Here is an 18611-nt window from a genome sequence, read left to right as displayed (position 1 = left end):
TCCCGTACGTGAAGCGCTGATGTACATATGAGACGACTTCACGTGGAAGCCGACCCCGCTGGTGTTGTCGAAGTTGTAGGGAGCAGTGGTCATTCGACCGCTGTACCCGTTGGCTGTCGTCATGGCGCCGAGCGCAATGCCAACCGGCCCCCACCATTCCCGTAGGTTCGCATTGGCGCCGAACGGCGCGCCATCCGCCCGGACGTAAACGGTCGATCCCTCGACAGTCTGCCAGGTGTCAGTCGCATCGTCGAAGACGGTGTTGCCCCCGAAGTAGATCTGCTCCGCGCCGAAAGCCACATGCGAGCCCCCCAGAGCTGATACGGCCTCGATGATGGCAGGCTTGCTGCCAGAAGCCTCCGACTTGATCCGCCAGGAAGCGATGGTCTGCTGGTTCTCCAGGTCGATAATCGCGAGGGACTGTTCGGTGACCATAGCCCCAAGGCTCGAAACGGCCGCGTCTTCACGATAGCTGGTGCTGATGCTGCCGGGCTGAAGCATCGCCCTCGCCCAGGAAGCAGTCGTGAAGTTCTGAAGAAGCACCCGCGCTTTCGTGATTCCCAACCCGACTGGGGCAGCGAAGGTCGCCTCGACCCGCTGCCCCCAGGTGAACGCCCGAAGGTCTATACCGCTATCTGCAATGTATCCGCTGGCGCCGTGATACTCGACTTGCACCCGAGACCCGTTGCCTGAGGCGCCCTCGATGCTGACGACGAAAGGCGCCCCCGCCTCAATGGCTACGTCGAAATACCGGAAGGAACCGGGAGCCGTGGAGAATGTGTAATCGCCGAGGGTCGGGTAGTTGTCATCGACCCAAGCCCCTCCGAAGAAGGGCCAAGCGCGAATGGGTGGCAGCAGGTTCGGCGCTGCCCTTTGCCGAGCAGTGACCTGCTGAACCGCCTCCGCCCGTGCCGTCGTCTCATTTGCCAGGGCGTTCTCAAGGTCGATGATATCGGCCTCGGTGTTGGCCGTCCGAGCCGCGACGCCGCTGATAGCCAGGGCGTTGGCCTCGTCGCCGTCGATGCGGGCCTGGTTCACACCAGCGATCCGGGCGCTGAGGTTGGCCTCCCCTGCCCGTGCTGCTGCGATCTCTGCGCCCTGGGCGTCCAGCTGGGTCCGGGCATCGGCGAGCAGCTCCGATACGTCGAAGATGTCGCCGAAGGCCGCCTCTATGTCGTTCCTGATGCTGACGATGGTCGGGGCGGTAGGAATGACGTTGCCGGCCGTCAGATCGCCCGCGACGATTCCGCACTTGATGTCCGGTTCACTCTTGGCGCCGTTCTTCGCCACGAACTGGAGCGAGAAGCAGTAGGTCTGCCCCGGCGTCAGTCCGGCGACCTCATAACGGCCGTCGGGTCGAGGTGAGCCCTCATAGCCATCCGTCCATGGCCCCGCCGCGCTCGGCCCGTGCTTGATGATGACCGCGACAATGTCCGTCGTCTCGATCGGCAGTTCGATGATGACGATCGGCTGCGATACCCCGCCCTCGCCTGGCGGCTTGGGCACGACCGTCCATTCGCCTGGCGCGGGGGGCGGGACGTACTTAGGATCGACGGCCGACAAACTGGGCGACGGCGCCGGTTGCGCGGCCTGCCCCAGAGCCCAGGCGTGCTTGCCATCGCTCTCTGAACGCAGTTCCAGCGTCACGCTCGCGGCCTGATGGTTCGTCGTGGCGCGGCGGACGATGAACTTCTGACCGGCCAGCGCTAGCTCAGGCACGTCCACCGTGATGCAGGCGCCCGGATGGACGTGCATCAGGTGGACCTTGGACGGCAAAGTCGCCGTCAGGCCCTCGCGCAGGTTCGCCAGATCATAGGCGGCCAACTGCCCCGCCTGCTTGGCGTGGCGGACGTGGGTGTACTCGATCTCCAGCGAGCGCGGCTCGCCCCGGTCCTCGTCGCGATAGACCGACGACGTGACCTCGCCCGCCGGGACGTACTGCCAGCCGTTCGCCTCCGACTTGTAGCGTGGGACGATGGTGTTCTTGCGCTCGCGGCGCGGCGTCAGCGGCCGGATTTCGGCCTGCCCGATCAGGTCGTCGCGGGTGTAGGTGTAGGTTGCGACGCGCGGGGCGTTGACCAGGACGCTGATCTGCGCGCCACGGCTGATCGGCTCGCCGCCGCCCGCCTGGAGCATGGCAAGCAGGGTCTGGAACTTTCCGTCCGACGTCGACCATTCGCCCGAGATCGTCCAGGCGTTGGCCTGGGCGACGTTCATACCCTCGACGAAGGCCGGGATATCGATCGCGGCGTCAGGCGCCCCGATGCCCGCAATCCGCTTTGTGCGGTCGATCGTGCCGTCCAGGTTCAGCTTGTAGTGGCCGCGGCACCAGGCCAGCGCGTGGACAAAGGGGCTTTCGCTCCACTCCCACGTGCGCCAGTCGTCACGGCGCTGCGGGCCGCTTCCGCCCGGATAGGTGGAGTCCTTGCGCGGATCCCACAGCTTCATCCAGCGACCGATCCAGCGCGGATCAGGCACGCCATTGGTAAAGACGTCCCGGTCCTCCGGATTCTTCGCCAGCACCATGGTCCAGAACGAGAAGGCGGTCTGCGGCGCCGCGTGCTGCGTGCCCCAGCCGGTCAGGCCGGGGTTGCCGTACTTCAGTCCGGTCGGAGGCAGCAGGGCTGCATCGCCGGGCAGGCCCAGCGTCGTCTGCTGCCACATGTCGGCCGCGTAGAAGCCGGTCGCCTCGTTCTGCGGTCCGCTGAAGGTGACGGTCGCGCCGTCTGCCTCGAAGCGCGGAACCTGATCGATCGGGCCGAGCGACAGCGCCACGCCCAACGACATGGCGACACGCTTGTAGCCCCACGTCGCCTGAAAGACCTTGTTGCCGCCCAGCGCCGTGTATCCCATTGCGCCGCGGATCGGGGCCTTGGGGTCAGGCTTGAAGTCGAGGCTGGTGCCGCTGGACGGCGTGTTAGGACGCAGCAGCGCCGCGGAGGCTGCGGACAAGCCCAGCATCACGCCGCCCTTAACGATGGCGCCGGCCAGCGCATAGGTGCCGCCCATGCCGAGCGCACCCACGGTCCCAACAGCCCCGAGAGCCGTGGCGGTCGCCGTAACGGCCGAGGTCCATGCGGTCGCCGCCCAGGCAGCGGCGGCGGGGAGCAGCTGCGGCATTACACAACCCTCCAGGCCGCAACGTAGTCGTGGATCACGACCTCGCCGCAGACCCCGTCAAGGAAACCGAGCGCGTTGTTCCGGTGCAGGCGGATCGCCATGGCGTCGCCCATCCCGTCGCCAGACGGCCCGCAGAGCACATCACCCGTTCGCGCTTCGGCCGGCGCGATGCGCGGGAAATGCTGATCCATGATCTCGGACAGAGACGAGACGCCAAGCTTCTTCAAAGCGCGGCGCGCGCCAACCGGCGTAGAATAGGCGCCTGCCTTCAACAGCGACGGCTTGAAACCGAAGCCTTTCAAGTGGAAGACCAGCATTCGGGCGCAGTCAGTCGCCCCCAGGACCAACGGCTGACCGTTGAACCGGGCGAAGGTGGCTCCCGTGGCGGCCACCCGCAATTCTAGCTCTGTCATACCTGTTGCTGCACCACATTGCCGCCACCGCCGCCGATGGAGCCATTGCCGCCGCCGTATGAGCCGCCGGAGCCCGAAGACGGTCCGTTGTAGCCCCAGAACAGCTTCTGGCCCGCGTTGGTGACGTGCTGGAAGGCGCGGGCGTTGGAGCCGTAGAGGTAGGTCCAGAAGGCGTCGTTCCAGCGATGGCCCTCGTTGTCGTCGAACAGGCGCTCCCAGATCGTCGCCAGCTCCAGTTCCAGCAGCGACGAGTTCTGGGCGTGGTTGAATCCGGCGTCGTCCAACTCACCGACGAACCGCACATCCGGCTCGCCGATGACCTGGCCGGTCTGTCGATCGATGGCGGCGGCGTAGATGGTGACGGGCGAGCCCTGGGCGCTGGGCGCGGTCAGGGCGGCAATGGCGGCGTTGCCGGTCGGGAGCAGTTGCACGGTCTGGCGCGGCGCCTCGGTGCCCTCGGCTTCAGTGAACTCGCCGAAGCCCGAGATCTTGCCGAAATCGGCATCTTCGGCCGTGTACGATTCAGCGCCCCACAGCACGAAGCCTGAGCCGTCCACCAGCCGGATCGTCTTGCCCGGCAGCTCGATCTTCAGCAGGTGGACCAGCAACGGATTGCGAGACTGGAGCGCGGCCAGCATGGCCGGAGACATGGACATCAGGCGCGCTCCTTGATGGTGAAGCGGAACGGCAGGTACTTCGACCGGCTCGTGTTCCAGGCCTGTTCGTTGCCCTGCACGAAGCCTTCGATCTTGGGCTCGAAATCCAGAACGGTTCCGGCTGGGGGCTGGCGCCGCAGCATCGGCTCGATCTGCAGGGTCGCCGTCCCGCCGCCACTGACGGCCACGTCCGCGACCGCGACCTGATAGAGGTAGGACTCGCCGCCGATGATCATGGAGAAGAACTTCCCCTCCTTGATCACGTCGCCGGGGATCAGACCGCTGACCGGCAGCGACGTCCCCGCCGATCCGGCGGAGACGACGACCGGCGCCCCATAGGACCGAGGCTTCACGCCCGGCTCGGGGAAGGCCAGACGGACTGTCTCCTTCAGGCCGCGTACCAGCCGCGACAGGTACTTCATGCCGTGCTCAGCGTACTCGGCCGGATAGGTCTCGACGTCGATGGCCCAGCGATCCCCCATGCGCAGCACCTTCGACTGCGGACCGCCCAGGATCGGATCCTGGTCGACGCCGAAGCTGACATAGCGAGGGACCGCCTCCTTGATGGGAGGGCAGGCGGGAAGTTCGATCATCCGACGAGACTCTGTCTGCGGCGCATCGCGTTCGTGCGCTGTTGGTCCTGAACGGTGGCGACGCCCATGGTCGTAGTCTGCACGGCGACGCGGCCCGAAACCGCCTCGATGGTGGGCTGGAACAGCGCGCCCTCTTCGACAGCCATCTTGATGATGACGGGTTGCTGCTGGGCCTGACTGGCGCCGCTGATTCGATTGACGGCGGCATTGACGCCGGGGATCACCGACCGCCCGACCACGCCGCCTTGCGCATAGCCGGGCATCCCGCGCCGCAGGGCTTCGACGGCCGCCGGGCCGCCGTGACGGGCGACGTCTTTCTGGCTGAAGACCACCTCGCCCTTGTGGACGATGCCCGCCGCCTGCTTCACGCCGCCGGGACCGGTGTAGCCGCCCTGATCGAACAGCGGGAACTTGGTGATGTTGGCGCCAGCAATCGCCGCCGCCATCGAGGCTCCGGCCGCCGCGCCGGCAGCCGTGATCGACGCGGCCATTGACGCCCCGGCCGCCGCGCCGGCGCCTGTGATGGCGGGCGTGACCGTCGCCGCCATCGCCGCGCCCTGCGATGCCCCTTCGGCCACGGCGTCCATACCACCGAAGATGCTGTCGAAGATCTGTTCGCCAGCCTTCTGCATCATCGTATCGGCGAAGTTGCCGAACTGATTGGACAGGAATCCCTGAAGGTCGCCCGCCATCGCCGCGCGGATGCCGTCGCTGAACGCCGAGGCGAACAACTCGCGGTGTTCGCCATAGGTCGCCGCCCTCCGCTCGCGCGTCACTTCGTCGGTCGCGCGCCGCTCCGCATCGGCCGGGCTGAGGCCATAGCCCTCGGCCTGATAGGCCTTCGTCCGCTCACGGATGGCGGCCTGATCCTGAAGCTCCTTGGTCAGGGCGCGATTGCCGCTCAGCTGGGCGACGGCCAACCGGTGCTCCTCGCGGGCCAGGTCCAGCCCGCGCTTGGCGGCATCGACCCGCGCCGTCTGGATCGCAGCGAGCATGTTCTCGGCCTTGGTCCGCGCCGAGACCTCGTCGGTTGAGGTCTTCATCAGAGCGAGCGTCAGTTCACGAAGCTCGACCTCTTCTTCGATGGTCCGCACCGTCGCCCAGGTTTCGTCCAGACGCGCGACGTCCAAGTCCCAGTTGCGCTTCAGCAGCCCCTCTTCACGCTCCATGGCCGCTTCACGGGCCTTGTCCAGCTGGGTCTGAACCTTGGCGGACTCGGCGCGCGCCTGCGCCTTGCTGAACCCGGCGTCCTCCAGCTGGCGGATGCGGGCCGTGATCTCGGCCTGCCGCTCCAGTTCGCGGACCTGTGCGACCTGTTCGCCCAGCTGCGCCACTTCCAGCGCAGTCTGGGCCTTCAGGTCCTCCAGCAAGCGCCGCCGCTGTTCGGCCGCCTTGGCGTTCTTGCCCGCGTCCTTGTCGGTGTATTCGAGCGGCGTTGTCGCCTGAACGACCGTCTCCTGCGCAGTTTCGGCCAGCGCCCGATAGGCCTTCTCGGCTTCCTCTGCCTCGATGCGCAGGCGTTTGAGGTCCGTCGTCTCCTGGACGGTATCAATCGGGTTGCCGTTCGGGCCGATCTGGGTGGGCCGCTGTTCTTGGGGCAGGAGTGAGAAGCCCGCCGGAATGCCCCCCATCGAAAGCGATTGGGAATAGGTCGTGACTGGCTTCGACGCGACTTCAGCCTTCGCCTCCAAATAGGCGTTCCGCTTCATCTGCGCCTTAAGCCGCTCCTCGGCCAGCAGGGCGTCTATCTTCCGGCGAATGCTCGCCGTCTCTTCATCATTGGCAGCGGCAAGCTTCCGGACCAGCTTCTCCAACTGGCTGGTGGCGGGTGCTATCTCCGCCTGGGCCTTGGCGTGCGCCTTAGCGGTGATCTCTGCTGTAGACTGGGCCTTCGCCAGCATTACGAGGCCCGTCACCAACCCGGCGACGGCGAGGGCGGCCAAGCCAAACGGGTTCTTGGCCATAGCCGCCGACAGGGCGTCCACGGCCCCCTTAGTCCTCACAAGCGAGGCCGCATTCGCAAGCTGCGCAGCCGTCGCGATCCCGACGCTGGCCGCGTAACGGGTCGCGAGGAATACGGCTAGCGCCTGGGCGGCATCCAGCACCGTATCCATATTGTCGCCTAGGAACCCGAGGCCCTTCGTCGCAAGGTCGACGGCGGCGATGGCGGCGGCGGTTCCGCCCTGGTCCGCCATCTGCTTGAATGTATCGTCCGCCTGGCGCTGAAGATCGTTCAGGGACTTCGTCAGACCGGTGTTGACGGCCTTCGCCGTGCCGTCCACCTGAGACGACAGGTTTTTCAAAACGACCTGTTGCGCTTCGGCGCTGCGACCGGCCTTCATATGGGCCTCGGCGCGCTTCAATTCTGCGTCTGTCAGGGCGAACCCGCGCTTCCGCAGATTGGCGAAACCTTCGATGGGATCGTCCAGCGCCCGCGCCACAGCGTCCAGATTGGATTTCAGATCGCCGCCGAATACGGCCGCCATGTCATTGGCGACCTCAATGGCCTCGGTAAACTCTCTTCGGCCGATTGAGGTGAAGGTCGCCAGCTGCGCCGCTGCGTTCTGGATCTCAGTCGCTGACCGCCCCGTCTCCTCTTCCAACTCTCGCGCCCACGATGCGATCTGGCCGTAAGACAGGCCCGCAGCGTGGCCGGTTGTCTTCAACACCGCCTTCAAGCGCTTGGCGGCCTCTTCTCCCTCACGGAAGTTCTTGACCAGCTGCGCGGCGCCAAAGCTGGCCCCCAGTGTGGTCAGCGCGCTGGTCGCCATCAACGCCGAACGACGAACGCCCATGGCGGCGCCGTCGACGCTCTTCTGTATTTCCGCCATCGAACGCCGGGTCTCCGCCTGGGCGCCATGCAGCGAGCGGTTTATCTTCTTGATGGTCGCTTCGAACTGCGTCGCGTTCGCCTCAATGCGAACCAGCAGCCGCTCAATTTCTTCGGCCATTCACACCGCCCATGAAAAAGGGCGGCTCCGAAGAACCGCCCGTTACACCTTCAGACTGCCTGCCGCTTACGGCTGCACATCCAGCCCCAAACAGAGGCGAGCATGCTCGCGAATGAACTTCGCGTTGTCCTCAATCTCGGACACCGAGCGAGTGACATCGCCTATCTCGCTCGCCACGCGTAAACGACCATCGCGATAGTAGAAGTCGCGGAAGCCCACATAGCCGCCGAATGCGTTCTTGCTGTTGACCTCGCCGCACACGACACGAGGCTGCCCATCCGACCTGACGACTTTGATCCGCCTGAACTCGGCGGAGCCAGGGTCGCGAAGCGTGTTCCTCACCGCATCCTTAGCATCGCGGACGTCGAGAGCAGATGGTCCGCAGCCCGAGAGAAACGCCAGCGCCAAGATAATGGTTTTCCTCACAGAGCCCTCCCCAAAGCAGATGAGAAGCATAGGTCGAGCGCTGGTGCCGAGAAAGGCCCTATAACCGAGCCTCCTTCACCGCCGCCTCGAACTCGGCGTCCGACGGCGCGCCACCCTTCTCCTCAACGCCCTGCGCCTTCAGCCATCCGTCATAAGCTCGCATCAGGCGCCACACAGAGGTTTTCGCGACCTCTTCAGGCGACAGGCCTATGGCGCCGCCGATGGCGTAGAAGTTTCCGAACCGGAGCTTTCGTCGGGGGAGCGGTTCGTCTCCCCCTCCATCTCCCCCTTCGGCTTGTCCTCGTCAGGGGCGCCGACCAGCGCGGCGGCGATGATGGACAAGCACAGCGGCTTCAACGCCAAGAAGTCGCCCGGCCCAGCGTATCGCTCGACCAGGCCCAGCGCCTTGAACTGATCGACGCCGCCGCCGATCAACGCCAGGCGCAGCGTCTGCCTCAGGTCCGCCAGCCGCCAGCGACCTTCCGAGATCCGTTGATAGATCTCCTCCGGCCCGGCATCGGTCAGTTCCTGCAACTCCTCCAACTGGCCGATGGTCAGCCGGAAGTCATAAACGCTGTCGCCGAATGGGGCGCGGGCCTTGGCCGAGCGGCTCATTAAGGAGCGTCCGCGCCGATGGTCGGCTCGTCGGCCTGCACCATGTTCATCGAGCCGGTGGCGTAGCCGCGGGCCTCCGCTTCGACGCTGAAGGATTGCAGGATGTAGGCTCCGGCCACGCGCCACACGCCAGCCTGACGGACGCGCACGTTTACCGTCTGACCGACACGCTGCATCCACGCGAGCATGGAAGACGAGTGGACCTTGAAGGACCCGCCGATGCTGCTGTCGGTGCTGTCGACGCGCCGCACGATCTTGTCAGGCTGTGAAGGGTCGTCGCAGCGGGGAATGCTCTGCTCGGTCACCGACGCAGTGCGTTCGAAAGAGCGCGAGCCGTTGATCATGCAGTCGTGCGCGAAGACCTCGGGGTCAGCGCCATTTCCTATTTGGACCAGGATCGACTCGCCCGAGACGACCTCAACGTATTCAGGTTCCGCCATAGCGGTTCTCCATGTGAAAGCGCCGCCCGGTCAGGGGCGGTTCAGGGTTGAGCGGTTGCTCGGGATCAGGCGCGGGGCGCCAGCCGGTAGCGAAGGTGGATAGCGACCCGGCTGGTCCGCCGGTCGGCCTCTCGGGTCGAAAGCACCCGCTCCACTTCGTGAATGACGACGGTGAAGCCGGGCACCGCGATCTTGTCGTTCAGCAGCTTCACCAAGGCCGCTGCGATCCGCTTTACTTCGGGCCAGCCCACAGCGCGCGACCAGCAGTCCAACTGGACGGAGATCGCCACCAGGTCGTGGCATTGGTCGCCGTCGTCGCCAGAGGTCATCGCGCCGAACGACACATACGGGAAGAGGTCGTCCGAAACCCGTCCAGTCTCGTCGGCCGGGACCTGGTCATAGATGCGCTTGCCGATCAGGCCATCCATGACAGCCGATCCGCGCACCGTGGCGTTGATGGCGCCCTGCAGTTCCAGTTGCCCGTCGATCATTTCTTGCGAAGCTCCCGCGTCACGGCGCTAGCGATGCGGCGCTTGATCTTCGGACCCAGGGTCCGGACGACCGGGTAGAAGTGCGGTACAGCCGGCACCTGGGTTCCGTCCTCCGCGACGTGGCCCAGCTCGACACGTGGAGCTTTAGGCCGTCCCTTGCTGTCCTTGGCGTCGCTGATGACGACGTAGGAGATGTCCCCCAGCCGTCCTTCCTCGTGGTAGATGTGATCCACCAGCTTCTGGTCGCCATCGTCGCCGTCGTCGCGCGGGGCGATGGATTTCATCGTCGCGACCATGTCCTCGGCGCCCATGAACGCCTGCTGGCCAGCCCGCTTGCGCACGTTGGCGGGCATAGCGGCGAACCGGGCCATAAGCCGGTTCAGGCCTTCGATGTCCTCGCTCACGTCGCGACCCCGCTCTCCAGCTGCATCAGCAGCCACGTCCGGTCGCCGTCCATGTCGCCGATGAAGCGGATGTTGAAGACGCGGCTCGCATCGCGGGCGTCCACCACACGGTCGCTGGTCGTGATCTGACGCGTGCCGCTATCATTCCTGACCCAACAGTCCCACGAGGCCTTGCCTGCCACGCGCCCCGCCTGAACGTCCTCGCCGCCCCGCGTCGGGGTCAGGCTGGCGGAGCGCTCGATGCCCAGGTCAGCGAAGTCGCCTTCGGGGTTGCCGTAGCCGTCGTCGCCGTCGATCGGCCGGCGCTGGAACTTCACCCGATGGCGAAGGTCGCCGGCGCCCTTAGGCTTCGGCACTGGTCTTCTTCGCCTTCGGCAGCGACCCGCCCTTGCGGCCGTCGCCGTCGTGGTCGAGCGGGTCCGGGGCGATCTCGACCGCCTTGCCCGCTTTCACAGCGGCCTCGCCGCATTCCCGGCGGACGGTATAGGCGCCGTCCTTCTCGGCCCCGCCATTCGGAGAGAAAGCGATCAGCACGCGGGGCTCTTCGCTCGGGGTGTAGTCGTAGGGTTCGGTGAAGCGAACGCGCATGGCGGGTCTCCTCAGACGCGAATGACGCGGTAGGGGCGCAGCAGGTTCTCGACCGCCGGGTTCAACTGCACCGTGGCGCCGGTGATGATCGACTCCCGCGAGTTGTAGAGCCCGGCCATTTGCAGAAGCGCGGCGGCCTTGAAGACAGGCTCGGCGCCCTGCGGGACCAATTTGCGGTCGCAGAAGTCCAGGCAGGACAGCACGGCCGCGTCCGCGCAGCCCTCGATCAGGGTGTCGTCGTCATCATGGTCGACGCGCAGGTGCTGCTTGGCCTCGGCCAGGTCGAAAAGCGGGCCAACCGTGAGGACGACGACGTTCAGCATCAGGCGTCCGCCTTGTTGGCCGGCTTCGGCTCGGCCTTATTGGCGGGTGCAGGATCAGCCTTGTTCTTCGGCGGCGGGGCTGCCTTCTCGCCGGGCGCCTTCTCACTGGCGAGGCCGCGGTCGATCAACTGTTTGGCGACGGCTTCGTCGTCGATTTCGAACGCCTCTCCGGCGAGCAGGGGGTCGGGCGACTTCACGGACGTGATCTGCACGGTATCGAGAGCATAGAGTTTCATCGGTGTTCTCCTTGCCGGAACGGCCGCTGATCGGCCGCTCGGGAAAAGAGGCCCCGGCCGAAGCCGGGGCGCTCAGCATCAGCCGCCGGTGGCGGTCGAAGCGGTGATGGCCGCAGCCAGGTCGCCCTTGATGAAGGCTTCCGGGCGATAGACGGCCAGGGCCAGACGCTCCTCGGCGCGGATCGTGACCAGGTTCTTGCGGAAGTTGTCGCTGTCCTCGGTCGAGATCTCGACGTTGGCTTCTTCGCGGTCGAAGATCTGTGCGCCCAGCTTGAATGCGCCGGTCAGGAACTTCCCGACCGTCATGGCCGGGGTCTCGACCACCGGCAGGCGCCACAGGGTAGACGGGCCGCCGTTGACCGGGTTGCCGATGATGTGACGGCCGGTCGTATCCTTGACCAGCTCGATCTCGGCCCAGTTGGTCGGGTGCAGGACGTGACCGGTCGGGGGCAACTCAGCCAGGAAGGCCTGCAGCATCGCCAGACGCAGAACGTCGATGCTGGTCACCGGCGCCGGCAGGGTCGTCGGAGCCGAGTAAGGCGTGGCCTGGGTGTAGATGCCGTTCAGGTCGGTGCCGGTGCCGCCGCCGTTCAGCATCTGGCCTTCTTCGACGTACTCCAGGCCGTAGCGCAGGCGCCCGTCGATGTAGGACCGCAGTTGCGGCACATCGTCCAGAATCTGCTTCGTCGCCAGCACCCAGTGCGCGATGGTCGTGACGGGCGTGGTGACGATGTCGAACTTGATCTCCGACTGCGGCTTGGTCGCGCCCGAGGTTTCCGACACGGTCGCCGCGCTGTTCGTGAAGCCGGTTTCCTTCACGTACTGGATGGCGTTCGAGGCGGTGTTCCCCGGCGTCAGCAGGTCGCGGATGGTCATGCGGCGTTGGGCGGGCGTGATGATCCCGTCCACGCGCTGGGGCACGATCAAATCGCCTGCCGAACCGTTGGCGTCGGTCGTCAGCGATGAGATGATCGCCTTGACCGCGATGCTGATCCGGCCCTTGCCGCCGCCCGCGATGAAGCTCTTCAGCTCCTCGCTCTCGGCGACCATCTGACCGGCCGACTTCTGGCGCTCGTCGTCGCGGCCGTCCGGCTGGGTCATCTTCTGTTCGATGACCGACAGGCGTTCGCTGATCTCGTTGTGCTTGACCAGCGCCTCGTCGGCTTTCTGCTTGGTCTCGTCGGTCACCCTGCCCAGGTTCTTGACCTCGGTCTGGGTAGTCTCCGCGACCTTCTTCACATCGTCAGCGGCCCGCTTCAGATCCTTGACGAGGGTTTCCATTTCTTGGGCTTCGGACATTGGGGTCTCCATCAGGTCCGGGGATTGAGGAAGCCGTCCAGCGCCGCCCGCAGGTCGGTCATGGCTGATTTGACGGCTGGATCGATGCCCCCGGACTCGCTCCGGATGGCCTTGGCGTACCCGTGGGAGGCGATGCCTGCCCGCAGGGCTTTCGGAACCCCTAGATCACCCAGGATGTCCTCGAATTCTTTGGTGCTGGGCGGCTCGCCCTCGCGCAGGCGCCGCACGAACTCGGCGGCGCGTTCCGTCTTTACCGACGTGACGGTCGCCTTTTCGTTCGCCGGGAACGACACGATGCTGACCTCGCGCAGGTCCAGCTTCTTCAAGCGCCGGTTGTTGCCGTCAGGCTCGGCGGCCAACTCGCGGTAGCCGATCGACAAGCCGCGGATGGCGCCCGCCTTAAGCATGATGTGGGCCTCGTCGGCCTGCTTCACCCCGAGGAGCAGACGCCCTTCGCAACGGAGGCCGCGCTGGTCCTCTTCCATCAGCGTCCAGACGCCGATGGGCTGCCAGGTGTCATGCTGCCACAGCATCATCGGCATGGTCTTGGCCTTGGCGTGCGCGCGAAGGCTGGCCGCGAACGCGCCGGGCTCGACGATCTCGCCGTAGCTGTCAGCGTTCCCGAAGATCGAGCCGTATCCGGCGAACGAGCCGTCATCCCCGACCTCCTTGAGGTCGAGGTCGAAGTCCTTGGTCTGCATCTGAGGAGGCCTCCTAGTCGGCCGACAGCGCCGGCATCTCGCCAATCGGCTTGCCTGGCAGCTGCATGGTGATGGGGACGTTCTGCATCTGCATGCGAGGGACGTCGCCGCCTTCCACCGGGGGCAGTCCCTCACGGCGGCGCACTTCGTTGATGGTTGTCCAGCCGTTGCGCAGACCGGACTCGTAGAAGGCGGCGCGCCCCTCGCTGTCGCCGCGCAGTAGGCCCTCGAGATTGAACTCGACGACGATGCCGGCCGCGCGGTCCGCCGGGGTCAGCAACTGTTTCATGATCGCCTGTTCGATGCGCTTCAGGCGCTTGCGCAGAGCGAACTTCACGAAGCCTTCGGTCTGATCCTTCAGCCCGGTTCCCCAGCTGGTCGATTTTTCGGTGTGTCCGACCATGTGCGGCGGCACGCCGAAGAAGCGGCAAACCTCTTCAACTCCGAAGCCGCGCGATGCCAGGAGCTGGGTGTCTTCCGGCGAGAAGCCGAGCGTCTGAACGGTCGAGCCGCCCTCTGCGATGAACGGGCGGCCGTCATTGATGGCGCCTGTGAACTTGTCTTCCAGCGCTTTCTCTAGCGGGTCGCGCTGTTCCTTCTTCAGCCAGTCCTTGAAGGACAGGATGATGCCCGGACGAGCGCCGTTTCTGAAGGTCCGGGCCGCGCTCAGGTGCGCGGCGGAAGAGACACCGAAGACCTGCCGGCCGAAGGCGATGGTCGATAGCCCGCCGAGCGGAGAGCCGCCAAAGCCCCGCACATGCAGAATGTTCTCGGACGGCTCGTCGTAATGCTTGCCGTCCTCGCTCCAGCTGTAGCGCAGGGTGCCCGATGATGTCCGACGGACGGATGGTCTGGCGATGGGTGACAGGCTGACGATCCGGTCGCCCAGCCTGCCGATCCGCGCGTGCATGTTGCCGCGCAGCTCGAGGGCAGCCACACCGCCCTCGAAGAAATCCATCGCGGTCTGATCCAGGTTCGGACTGTCGTGCAGAACCCGATAGAGCGGATGGTCCTTGGCCACGTTCCGGTCGCCCTTGGCGTCGGTGCGGTAGACCATCAGCGGCAAGGAGGCGATGGTCCCAGCCAGCAGGTTCACGCAGGCCCACGCCGCCGAAAGATTCAGCACGGTCGTCTCGTTGACCGGCACGCCCGCGTCGATGTTTCCGACACGGCTGCGCTGATCCGTCAGGGACAGTCGTTCACGGGTGTCGCCCTTGGCGCTGAATGGCCAGAGCGCCCGAAACATCAAGCCGGCACCCCCAGGCTGGCGAGGTAGTCGTTCCATCCCGCCTCCTTCTTCTCGGCATAGAGCGCGGCGCCGGTCGCCATCGCCAGGGTGACAAGGCCGTCGATCCGGCCCCGCGACGCCTTCTTGTCGAAGGCCCGGTTTTTCTGGCCGTCGCTGATCAGCTGGGCGTTGCCCGCGCACATGTAGGTCACCGGCGAACTGTCGACGGTGATCGTCTTGTCGAGGATGGAATCCTCAAGCCGCTCGACCGAGCGAGGCATGCAGAGCTGCCGGTCTTCGAACACGACGCGCGTCCCCTGCGCATGAGCGATCAGCTTCAGGCCGATCCCTTCCGGCTTGTCCGGCCCCTGCCAGCGCCAGACCGGAAATCCGATCTCGTCGCAGGCGGCGATGAAGTCCGCGATGCCCGCCGGGTCAAAGGCGAGAAACTGCAGATCATGCTCAGCGGCGATCTCGGCCAACTGCTGGGCGACGAACGTCTTGTCGATGACCGCGCCGGGGACGGCAGTCAGATGACCGGCCTCGACCCACTCCTCGTACGGCGCGCCGTCCTTCTTGGCCCGATCCTCAAGGCCTGCCTTCGTGGTCCAGTACCAGGTCTTGGCGTAGAGCTTTCCATCCTTCAGCCAGACCACCGTCAGGGCGGTCAGGTCGTTCTTCTGCGACAGGTCCAGCGACGCCCAACAGGGGCGGCCCTTGAACTCGGCTGGATCGACAACACCCTGAACCGCAGCCCAGGCGCTCTCATCGATCCAGAAGTCGACGGCGCCGGTCGGGATGCCGAAATACAGGCGCTTCACCGACATGGCGGTTGAGAGCAGCACCCGCGCCGTGTTCACCTCGCCCTCGATGTTCTCCATCGGGAAGGTGACGCCGAGCGCCGGCAGCGCCTTCACCCAGGCGGCCGGGTTGTCGAAGATGTTCTCCCTGTCGGCCTGATCGACCCTGGCGATGAAGGCGAACGCCTCGTCGTCCCGCACGTCGCCTTTCAGCACCTTCTGGAAGAAGTCGCTGTATGACGTGCCGACGATCTGGGTAGTGGCCGGGGTGTTGGTTCCCAGCAGCATCATGGCGTCGCCCGGCATCTTCGCGATGGCCCGGCGCCAGGTCTCGATTGGAACCCCTGTCTTGAACTCGTGGATCTCGTCGGCCGTCACCAGCGTCGGGCGCGGACCCGAAATGGCGTCGCCGTTGGCTAGCGCCTGAAACTTCGACCCGCTCTCCGGATGTTCGATCTTCCAGGCGTTGTCGCCTTCGCCGCGGATGATCACCTCGCCGCGCGTGACGAGGCTGTCGGTCTCGTCCTCCGGCGTCTCTGGCAGGTTCGCGCGGCACATGGCGACCGCGTCCTTGAACAGGACGTTCGCCGTCGCCCGGTCTTGGCCGATGGCGTAGACCTCGGAGCGCTTCACCCCGTGCCAGCCGGACATGTACAGACCGATGCCCGCCATCAGCGGCGACTTGGCCTGACCCTTGCCGGTCTCCAGCCAGCCCTGGCGGAAACGAAGCCGACCGCTTTCCTTCTTCCACCCAAACAGCGAGCCGACCGTGAACATATGCCACGGCAGCAGGTTGAACGGCTTGCCTTCGTGAGCACCGGCCGTGATCGACAACAGCGCCGGAAAGAACCCTATCACCCGAGCTGCTGCGTCCTCGTCGAAGTAGAGCCCGCGAGCCGCGCCGTCTTTCAAGTCCCTGAGGTGGCGCTCCGCAGCCAGACCGACCAGCTCACCGGCGATGATCCGCCCCGCCAGGACATCCGAGGCCCAGCGGGACGTCGGGTCACTTGGCGACGGGCCGGAGATACGCATCAGACGCTCGCGCGGCGCGGGCCTTCTTCACGACCTTCGCCGCTGCCGATCGGCGGCGGGGAGACAGGCCAAGTTCAGCCTCCAGCGCTGCCGCATCCGCCGCCGCCTCTCGCATCGCCTGGAAGTGCGGGCTGAGGCGGGCGATGGCTTTCGGGTTGCCGCGCTTGGGTTTCAGCACCGCGCCGTTCTCAGCGACCTCCCGCGAGCAGCGGTCGTAGATCACGTAGGACAGCACAAGGCGCTGAACGGCATGGCCGTTAGAGGGGGACAGGATGTCCCGATCCTTCATCTCCGATGAAATGCGGCGCCAGTGCTCGGCCGCTGCTGCGATCTCCAGATCGTCCGTCAGGAGCATGCGCCAGTGCGGCTCCGGCACGATGTCGCCCGTCCCCGGCACTACGTTCATGCAGCATCACCCCCTACGGGGGTGCTCCCAACTTTTTAGTTCGAAACAGCTTTCAGTGCGAATGCACCTTGGCCGCCGGTGTCCGAGGCCAAGGCTCCAGACTTTGCCCCGCCCCCCCCCAATGGGTCAGGTTAGCTCGCAGATCCTCATTGCGAGCCGCGAAGCTATTGCAGCGACAAACGCTCTCTGCTCACCTTGGCCATTCATGCGGTTGAATGCCTGAACGATTCTGGCCGTCGTCTCGCCCGGCGTCGTCGCCTCAATGCCACGCATAGCCCGCTCTGCCTTGGCGGCAGGCAAGATATTGGAGTTCATAATGGGCGTCCTTGTCAGAAGCTGTCCGCACTGCCCTGCGGACCACTCAACCTTTTCAATCGTATGGAATGATACTCGTGGTTCGCGAACGTGGGTGGCCGCGGCCACCTGCGGCGCGTGCAGGCTTCCAGTGACGCTAGAATGCTACGACAATGTGGGGCGCGGCTCAAAACCAAGAGAGTTCAACGGTGTTATAGAGCCGGAGTTCAACGTTACTGCTTTCTGGCCAGAGCGCATCGAGCCGATGGCACCGCTGCATACGCCAGCTTCGGTCGCGAAGAGATTCCTCGAAGGCGAAGATGCGTACCAACGGCGCAGCTGGAACGCCGCTGTCGCGATGTACAGATCTGCGCTCGATATCGCCACCAAGACGTTTGAGGGCATCCCCAAGGGAACTTTCTTCAAGCGCTTAGAGTGGCTGCACAATAACCACCACATCACGCCCGACATGTGGTCGTGGGCTGATAGGGTGCGGATTGAAGGCAACGAGGCCCTACACGATCCTGACGACTTTACTGAGGACGACGCCAAGCCTCTTCGGTTGTTCACCGAGATGTTCTTGAAATACGTCTTTGAGCTGCCTGGCGAGGTAGCCGAGTTTAGAGAAGATACGGAGGATTAACGGTTCCAAGGGTGCTTCGGATCGAGGGGGCGGCCGTCGACGCCGACCGGGCTGACCTGGGCGTGGCCGAACTGCTCTCTGGTCCTGATGGTGTGGCAGTCCGCGCAAAGGCAGCGGATGTTGTCGTCGGTGTCTGGGCCGTTCTGGCTCAGCGGAATGATGTGGTCTGGCACCGTCGAGGCGGTGACGATCCCCTTGGCGTAGCAGTCCCTGCACAGAGGCTCGGCCGCGAGGCGGCGCTTACGTTGCTCTACGCCTCTGCGGCCCCTTAGGCGCTGGGTGCCTTGGGAGGCGATGTGGTCAGGACGACGGGCCATGCAGTCCTCTACCCCAAGGAATGGTCGTGAAGGCCACGCCTATTGACGCTTTGGTGCGCATGCCAGCCAAGCATGACCTGACCGAGGCTTCGCACGCACGAAAAGGAAATCAAGGTGCGGCCCTTAATGGGGGCCTGACGAAAAGGCGGCCCGCGAAAGCCACCTTGTGATCGTCATGGACGGGGCTGAATCGAAAATACCCCGACTGATAGAGGTCAGGCTTTCAGTGCGGCGGCGCGCTGCTCCTCCGACATAGCCCATGGCTTGGTGGCCTCGGCCAATTCCAAGAAGTGCTGATGCAAATCCGCGCGGGCGATCGCAACAACATACTCATCCTTCACAGTATCTGGACGGTAGGAGAGCTTGAAGTCGAACCGGCGGGCAGTGGGATCGTAAACGTCTCCCGTCGTCAGGTCGACACTGAACGCAACGTCCTGGGAGTGGGCAAATCCCACCTTCCGGTCTTCGGTGACACTGACGAGCTTCAAAAGGTCGACAAGATCAACGCGCTCTTGGTTATCCTTCATCGAATGCCTCTCCGGTTTGTTCGGCGTCAGCGCCTTTGGCACAGATCTGGGGTTGCGGATAATGGAGGGATTGGGTCTCGTCGCAGTGACGTAAGGAACGCAGATGAG

At 65.2% G+C, this 18611-nt stretch carries 22 protein-coding genes; 1 reads left to right on the top strand and 21 read right to left on the bottom strand.

The genetic code is table 11. From position 1 onward, the window contains the following. The 19 genes from ACU5AP_RS14740 to ACU5AP_RS14650 all read right to left on the bottom strand — a co-directional run. Nucleotides 1-3120, bottom strand: a 3120-nt coding sequence (locus ACU5AP_RS14740) for a hypothetical protein (RefSeq protein ID WP_446681424.1), incomplete at its 3' end; no start/stop codon positions are given. After that, nucleotides 3120-3512, bottom strand: coding sequence for a DUF6950 family protein (locus ACU5AP_RS14735; RefSeq protein WP_376779417.1), 393 nt, complete (start codon nt 3510-3512; stop codon nt 3120-3122). The genes ACU5AP_RS14740 and ACU5AP_RS14735, both read right to left, overlap by 1 nt. A gap of 17 nt (nt 3513-3529) precedes the next feature. Beyond that, entirely contained in the window at nt 3530-4189 is a 660-nt protein-coding gene (locus ACU5AP_RS14730) for a hypothetical protein (RefSeq protein WP_312990577.1), read from the bottom strand. Further along, nucleotides 4189-4782, bottom strand: a complete 594-nt coding sequence (locus tag ACU5AP_RS14725; RefSeq protein WP_312990578.1) for a hypothetical protein — start codon at nt 4780-4782, stop codon at nt 4189-4191. Before ACU5AP_RS14725 ends, ACU5AP_RS14730 begins: the two co-directional genes overlap by 1 nt. Further along, nucleotides 4779-7733, bottom strand: a complete 2955-nt coding sequence (locus ACU5AP_RS14720; protein WP_446681423.1) for a phage tail length tape measure family protein — start codon at nt 7731-7733, stop codon at nt 4779-4781. Before ACU5AP_RS14720 ends, ACU5AP_RS14725 begins: the two co-directional genes overlap by 4 nt. Nucleotides 7734-7799: 66 nt before the next feature. Beyond that, entirely contained in the window at nt 7800-8159 is a 360-nt protein-coding gene (locus ACU5AP_RS14715) for a hypothetical protein (protein WP_446681422.1), read from the bottom strand. Between the two features lie 207 nt (nt 8160-8366). Beyond that, nucleotides 8367-8774, bottom strand: a complete 408-nt coding sequence (locus tag ACU5AP_RS14710) for a gene transfer agent family protein (RefSeq protein ID WP_446681421.1) — start codon at nt 8772-8774, stop codon at nt 8367-8369. Next, a complete protein-coding gene (locus ACU5AP_RS14705) occupies nt 8774-9214 on the bottom strand; it encodes a phage tail tube protein (protein ID WP_303699797.1) in 441 nt (146 codons plus the stop codon). Before ACU5AP_RS14705 ends, ACU5AP_RS14710 begins: the two co-directional genes overlap by 1 nt. A gap of 65 nt (nt 9215-9279) precedes the next feature. Further along, a complete protein-coding gene (locus ACU5AP_RS14700; RefSeq protein WP_312990582.1) occupies nt 9280-9705 on the bottom strand; it encodes a DUF3168 domain-containing protein in 426 nt (141 codons plus the stop codon). Beyond that, complete coding sequence (locus ACU5AP_RS14695; RefSeq protein WP_446681420.1) at nt 9702-10109, bottom strand: hypothetical protein; 408 nt, start codon at nt 10107-10109, stop codon at nt 9702-9704. Before ACU5AP_RS14695 ends, ACU5AP_RS14700 begins: the two co-directional genes overlap by 4 nt. Then, on the bottom strand, nt 10106-10465 hold the full coding sequence (locus ACU5AP_RS14690; protein ID WP_446681419.1) for a head-tail adaptor protein: 360 nt from the start codon (nt 10463-10465) through the stop codon (nt 10106-10108). The genes ACU5AP_RS14695 and ACU5AP_RS14690 overlap by 4 nt, the downstream gene beginning before the upstream one ends. Further along, entirely contained in the window at nt 10452-10697 is a 246-nt protein-coding gene (locus ACU5AP_RS14685; protein WP_446681418.1) for a hypothetical protein, read from the bottom strand. The genes ACU5AP_RS14690 and ACU5AP_RS14685 overlap by 14 nt, the downstream gene beginning before the upstream one ends. A gap of 11 nt (nt 10698-10708) precedes the next feature. Then, nucleotides 10709-11020: a head-tail connector protein gene (locus tag ACU5AP_RS14680; protein WP_446681417.1), complete on the bottom strand. Its 312-nt coding sequence runs from the start codon at nt 11018-11020 to the stop codon at nt 10709-10711. Then, nucleotides 11020-11256 carry a hypothetical protein gene (locus ACU5AP_RS14675; protein WP_446681416.1) on the bottom strand — a complete coding sequence of 79 codons (237 nt, stop codon included), beginning with the start codon at nt 11254-11256 and terminating at the stop codon, nt 11020-11022. The genes ACU5AP_RS14680 and ACU5AP_RS14675 overlap by 1 nt, the downstream gene beginning before the upstream one ends. Nucleotides 11257-11334: 78 nt before the next feature. Further along, the gene (locus tag ACU5AP_RS14670; protein ID WP_446681415.1) at nt 11335-12555 is read right to left on the bottom strand and encodes a phage major capsid protein; all 1221 of its coding nucleotides are present in this window, start codon (nt 12553-12555) and stop codon (nt 11335-11337) included. 11 nt (nt 12556-12566) lie between these two features. Further along, nucleotides 12567-13256 (bottom strand): HK97 family phage prohead protease, encoded by a 690-nt coding sequence (locus ACU5AP_RS14665; RefSeq protein WP_446681414.1) that lies wholly within the window; start codon nt 13254-13256, stop codon nt 12567-12569. A 13-nt stretch (nt 13257-13269) separates the two neighbouring features. Further along, nucleotides 13270-14502: a phage portal protein gene (locus ACU5AP_RS14660; protein ID WP_446681413.1), complete on the bottom strand. Its 1233-nt coding sequence runs from the start codon at nt 14500-14502 to the stop codon at nt 13270-13272. Beyond that, on the bottom strand, nt 14502-16316 hold the full coding sequence (locus tag ACU5AP_RS14655; protein ID WP_446681412.1) for a terminase large subunit: 1815 nt from the start codon (nt 16314-16316) through the stop codon (nt 14502-14504). The genes ACU5AP_RS14660 and ACU5AP_RS14655 overlap by 1 nt, the downstream gene beginning before the upstream one ends. After that, nucleotides 16288-16671 carry a P27 family phage terminase small subunit gene (locus ACU5AP_RS14650; protein WP_446681411.1) on the bottom strand — a complete coding sequence of 128 codons (384 nt, stop codon included), beginning with the start codon at nt 16669-16671 and terminating at the stop codon, nt 16288-16290. Before ACU5AP_RS14650 ends, ACU5AP_RS14655 begins: the two co-directional genes overlap by 29 nt. 460 nt (nt 16672-17131) lie before the next feature. Between ACU5AP_RS14650 and ACU5AP_RS14645 the strand changes: the two genes are divergently transcribed. After that, entirely contained in the window at nt 17132-17659 is a 528-nt protein-coding gene (locus ACU5AP_RS14645) for a DUF4145 domain-containing protein (protein ID WP_164917965.1), read from the top strand. Here the strand turns inward: ACU5AP_RS14645 and ACU5AP_RS14640 are convergent. Next, on the bottom strand, nt 17656-17976 hold the full coding sequence (locus ACU5AP_RS14640; RefSeq protein WP_446681410.1) for an HNH endonuclease signature motif containing protein: 321 nt from the start codon (nt 17974-17976) through the stop codon (nt 17656-17658). The genes ACU5AP_RS14645 and ACU5AP_RS14640 overlap by 4 nt on opposite strands. Nucleotides 17977-18191: 215 nt before the next feature. Continuing rightward, the coding region (locus tag ACU5AP_RS14635; RefSeq protein ID WP_446681409.1) for a hypothetical protein at nt 18192-18611 on the bottom strand (420 nt) is incomplete at its 5' end.

It is taken from the genome of Brevundimonas sp. RM1 (assembly GCF_052907225.1).
The sequence above is the reverse complement of the archived record's forward strand: the minus strand, read 5'-3'. Positions and strand labels throughout refer to the sequence as shown.

Excerpts from the sequence above, each read along its gene's own strand:
- ACU5AP_RS14730 (WP_312990577.1), bottom strand. The coding sequence starts at position 4,189 with ATGTCCATGTCTCCGGCCATGCTGGCCGCGCTCCAGTCTCGCAATCCG.
- ACU5AP_RS14725 (WP_312990578.1), bottom strand. The coding sequence starts at position 4,782 with ATGATCGAACTTCCCGCCTGCCCTCCCATCAAGGAGGCGGTCCCTCGC.
- ACU5AP_RS14720 (WP_446681423.1), bottom strand. The coding sequence starts at position 7,733 with ATGGCCGAAGAAATTGAGCGGCTGCTGGTTCGCATTGAGGCGAACGCG.
- ACU5AP_RS14710 (WP_446681421.1), bottom strand. The coding sequence starts at position 8,774 with ATGAGCCGCTCGGCCAAGGCCCGCGCCCCATTCGGCGACAGCGTTTAT.
- ACU5AP_RS14705 (WP_303699797.1), bottom strand. The coding sequence starts at position 9,214 with ATGGCGGAACCTGAATACGTTGAGGTCGTCTCGGGCGAGTCGATCCTG.
- ACU5AP_RS14700 (WP_312990582.1), bottom strand. The coding sequence starts at position 9,705 with ATGATCGACGGGCAACTGGAACTGCAGGGCGCCATCAACGCCACGGTG.
- ACU5AP_RS14685 (WP_446681418.1), bottom strand. The coding sequence starts at position 10,697 with ATGCGCGTTCGCTTCACCGAACCCTACGACTACACCCCGAGCGAAGAG.
- ACU5AP_RS14680 (WP_446681417.1), bottom strand. The coding sequence starts at position 11,020 with ATGCTGAACGTCGTCGTCCTCACGGTTGGCCCGCTTTTCGACCTGGCC.
- ACU5AP_RS14675 (WP_446681416.1), bottom strand. The coding sequence starts at position 11,256 with ATGAAACTCTATGCTCTCGATACCGTGCAGATCACGTCCGTGAAGTCG.
- ACU5AP_RS14670 (WP_446681415.1), bottom strand. The coding sequence starts at position 12,555 with ATGTCCGAAGCCCAAGAAATGGAAACCCTCGTCAAGGATCTGAAGCGG.
- ACU5AP_RS14665 (WP_446681414.1), bottom strand. The coding sequence starts at position 13,256 with ATGCAGACCAAGGACTTCGACCTCGACCTCAAGGAGGTCGGGGATGAC.
- ACU5AP_RS14660 (WP_446681413.1), bottom strand. The coding sequence starts at position 14,502 with ATGTTTCGGGCGCTCTGGCCATTCAGCGCCAAGGGCGACACCCGTGAA.
- ACU5AP_RS14655 (WP_446681412.1), bottom strand. The coding sequence starts at position 16,316 with ATGCGTATCTCCGGCCCGTCGCCAAGTGACCCGACGTCCCGCTGGGCC.
- ACU5AP_RS14650 (WP_446681411.1), bottom strand. The coding sequence starts at position 16,671 with ATGCTCCTGACGGACGATCTGGAGATCGCAGCAGCGGCCGAGCACTGG.
- ACU5AP_RS14640 (WP_446681410.1), bottom strand. The coding sequence starts at position 17,976 with ATGGCCCGTCGTCCTGACCACATCGCCTCCCAAGGCACCCAGCGCCTA.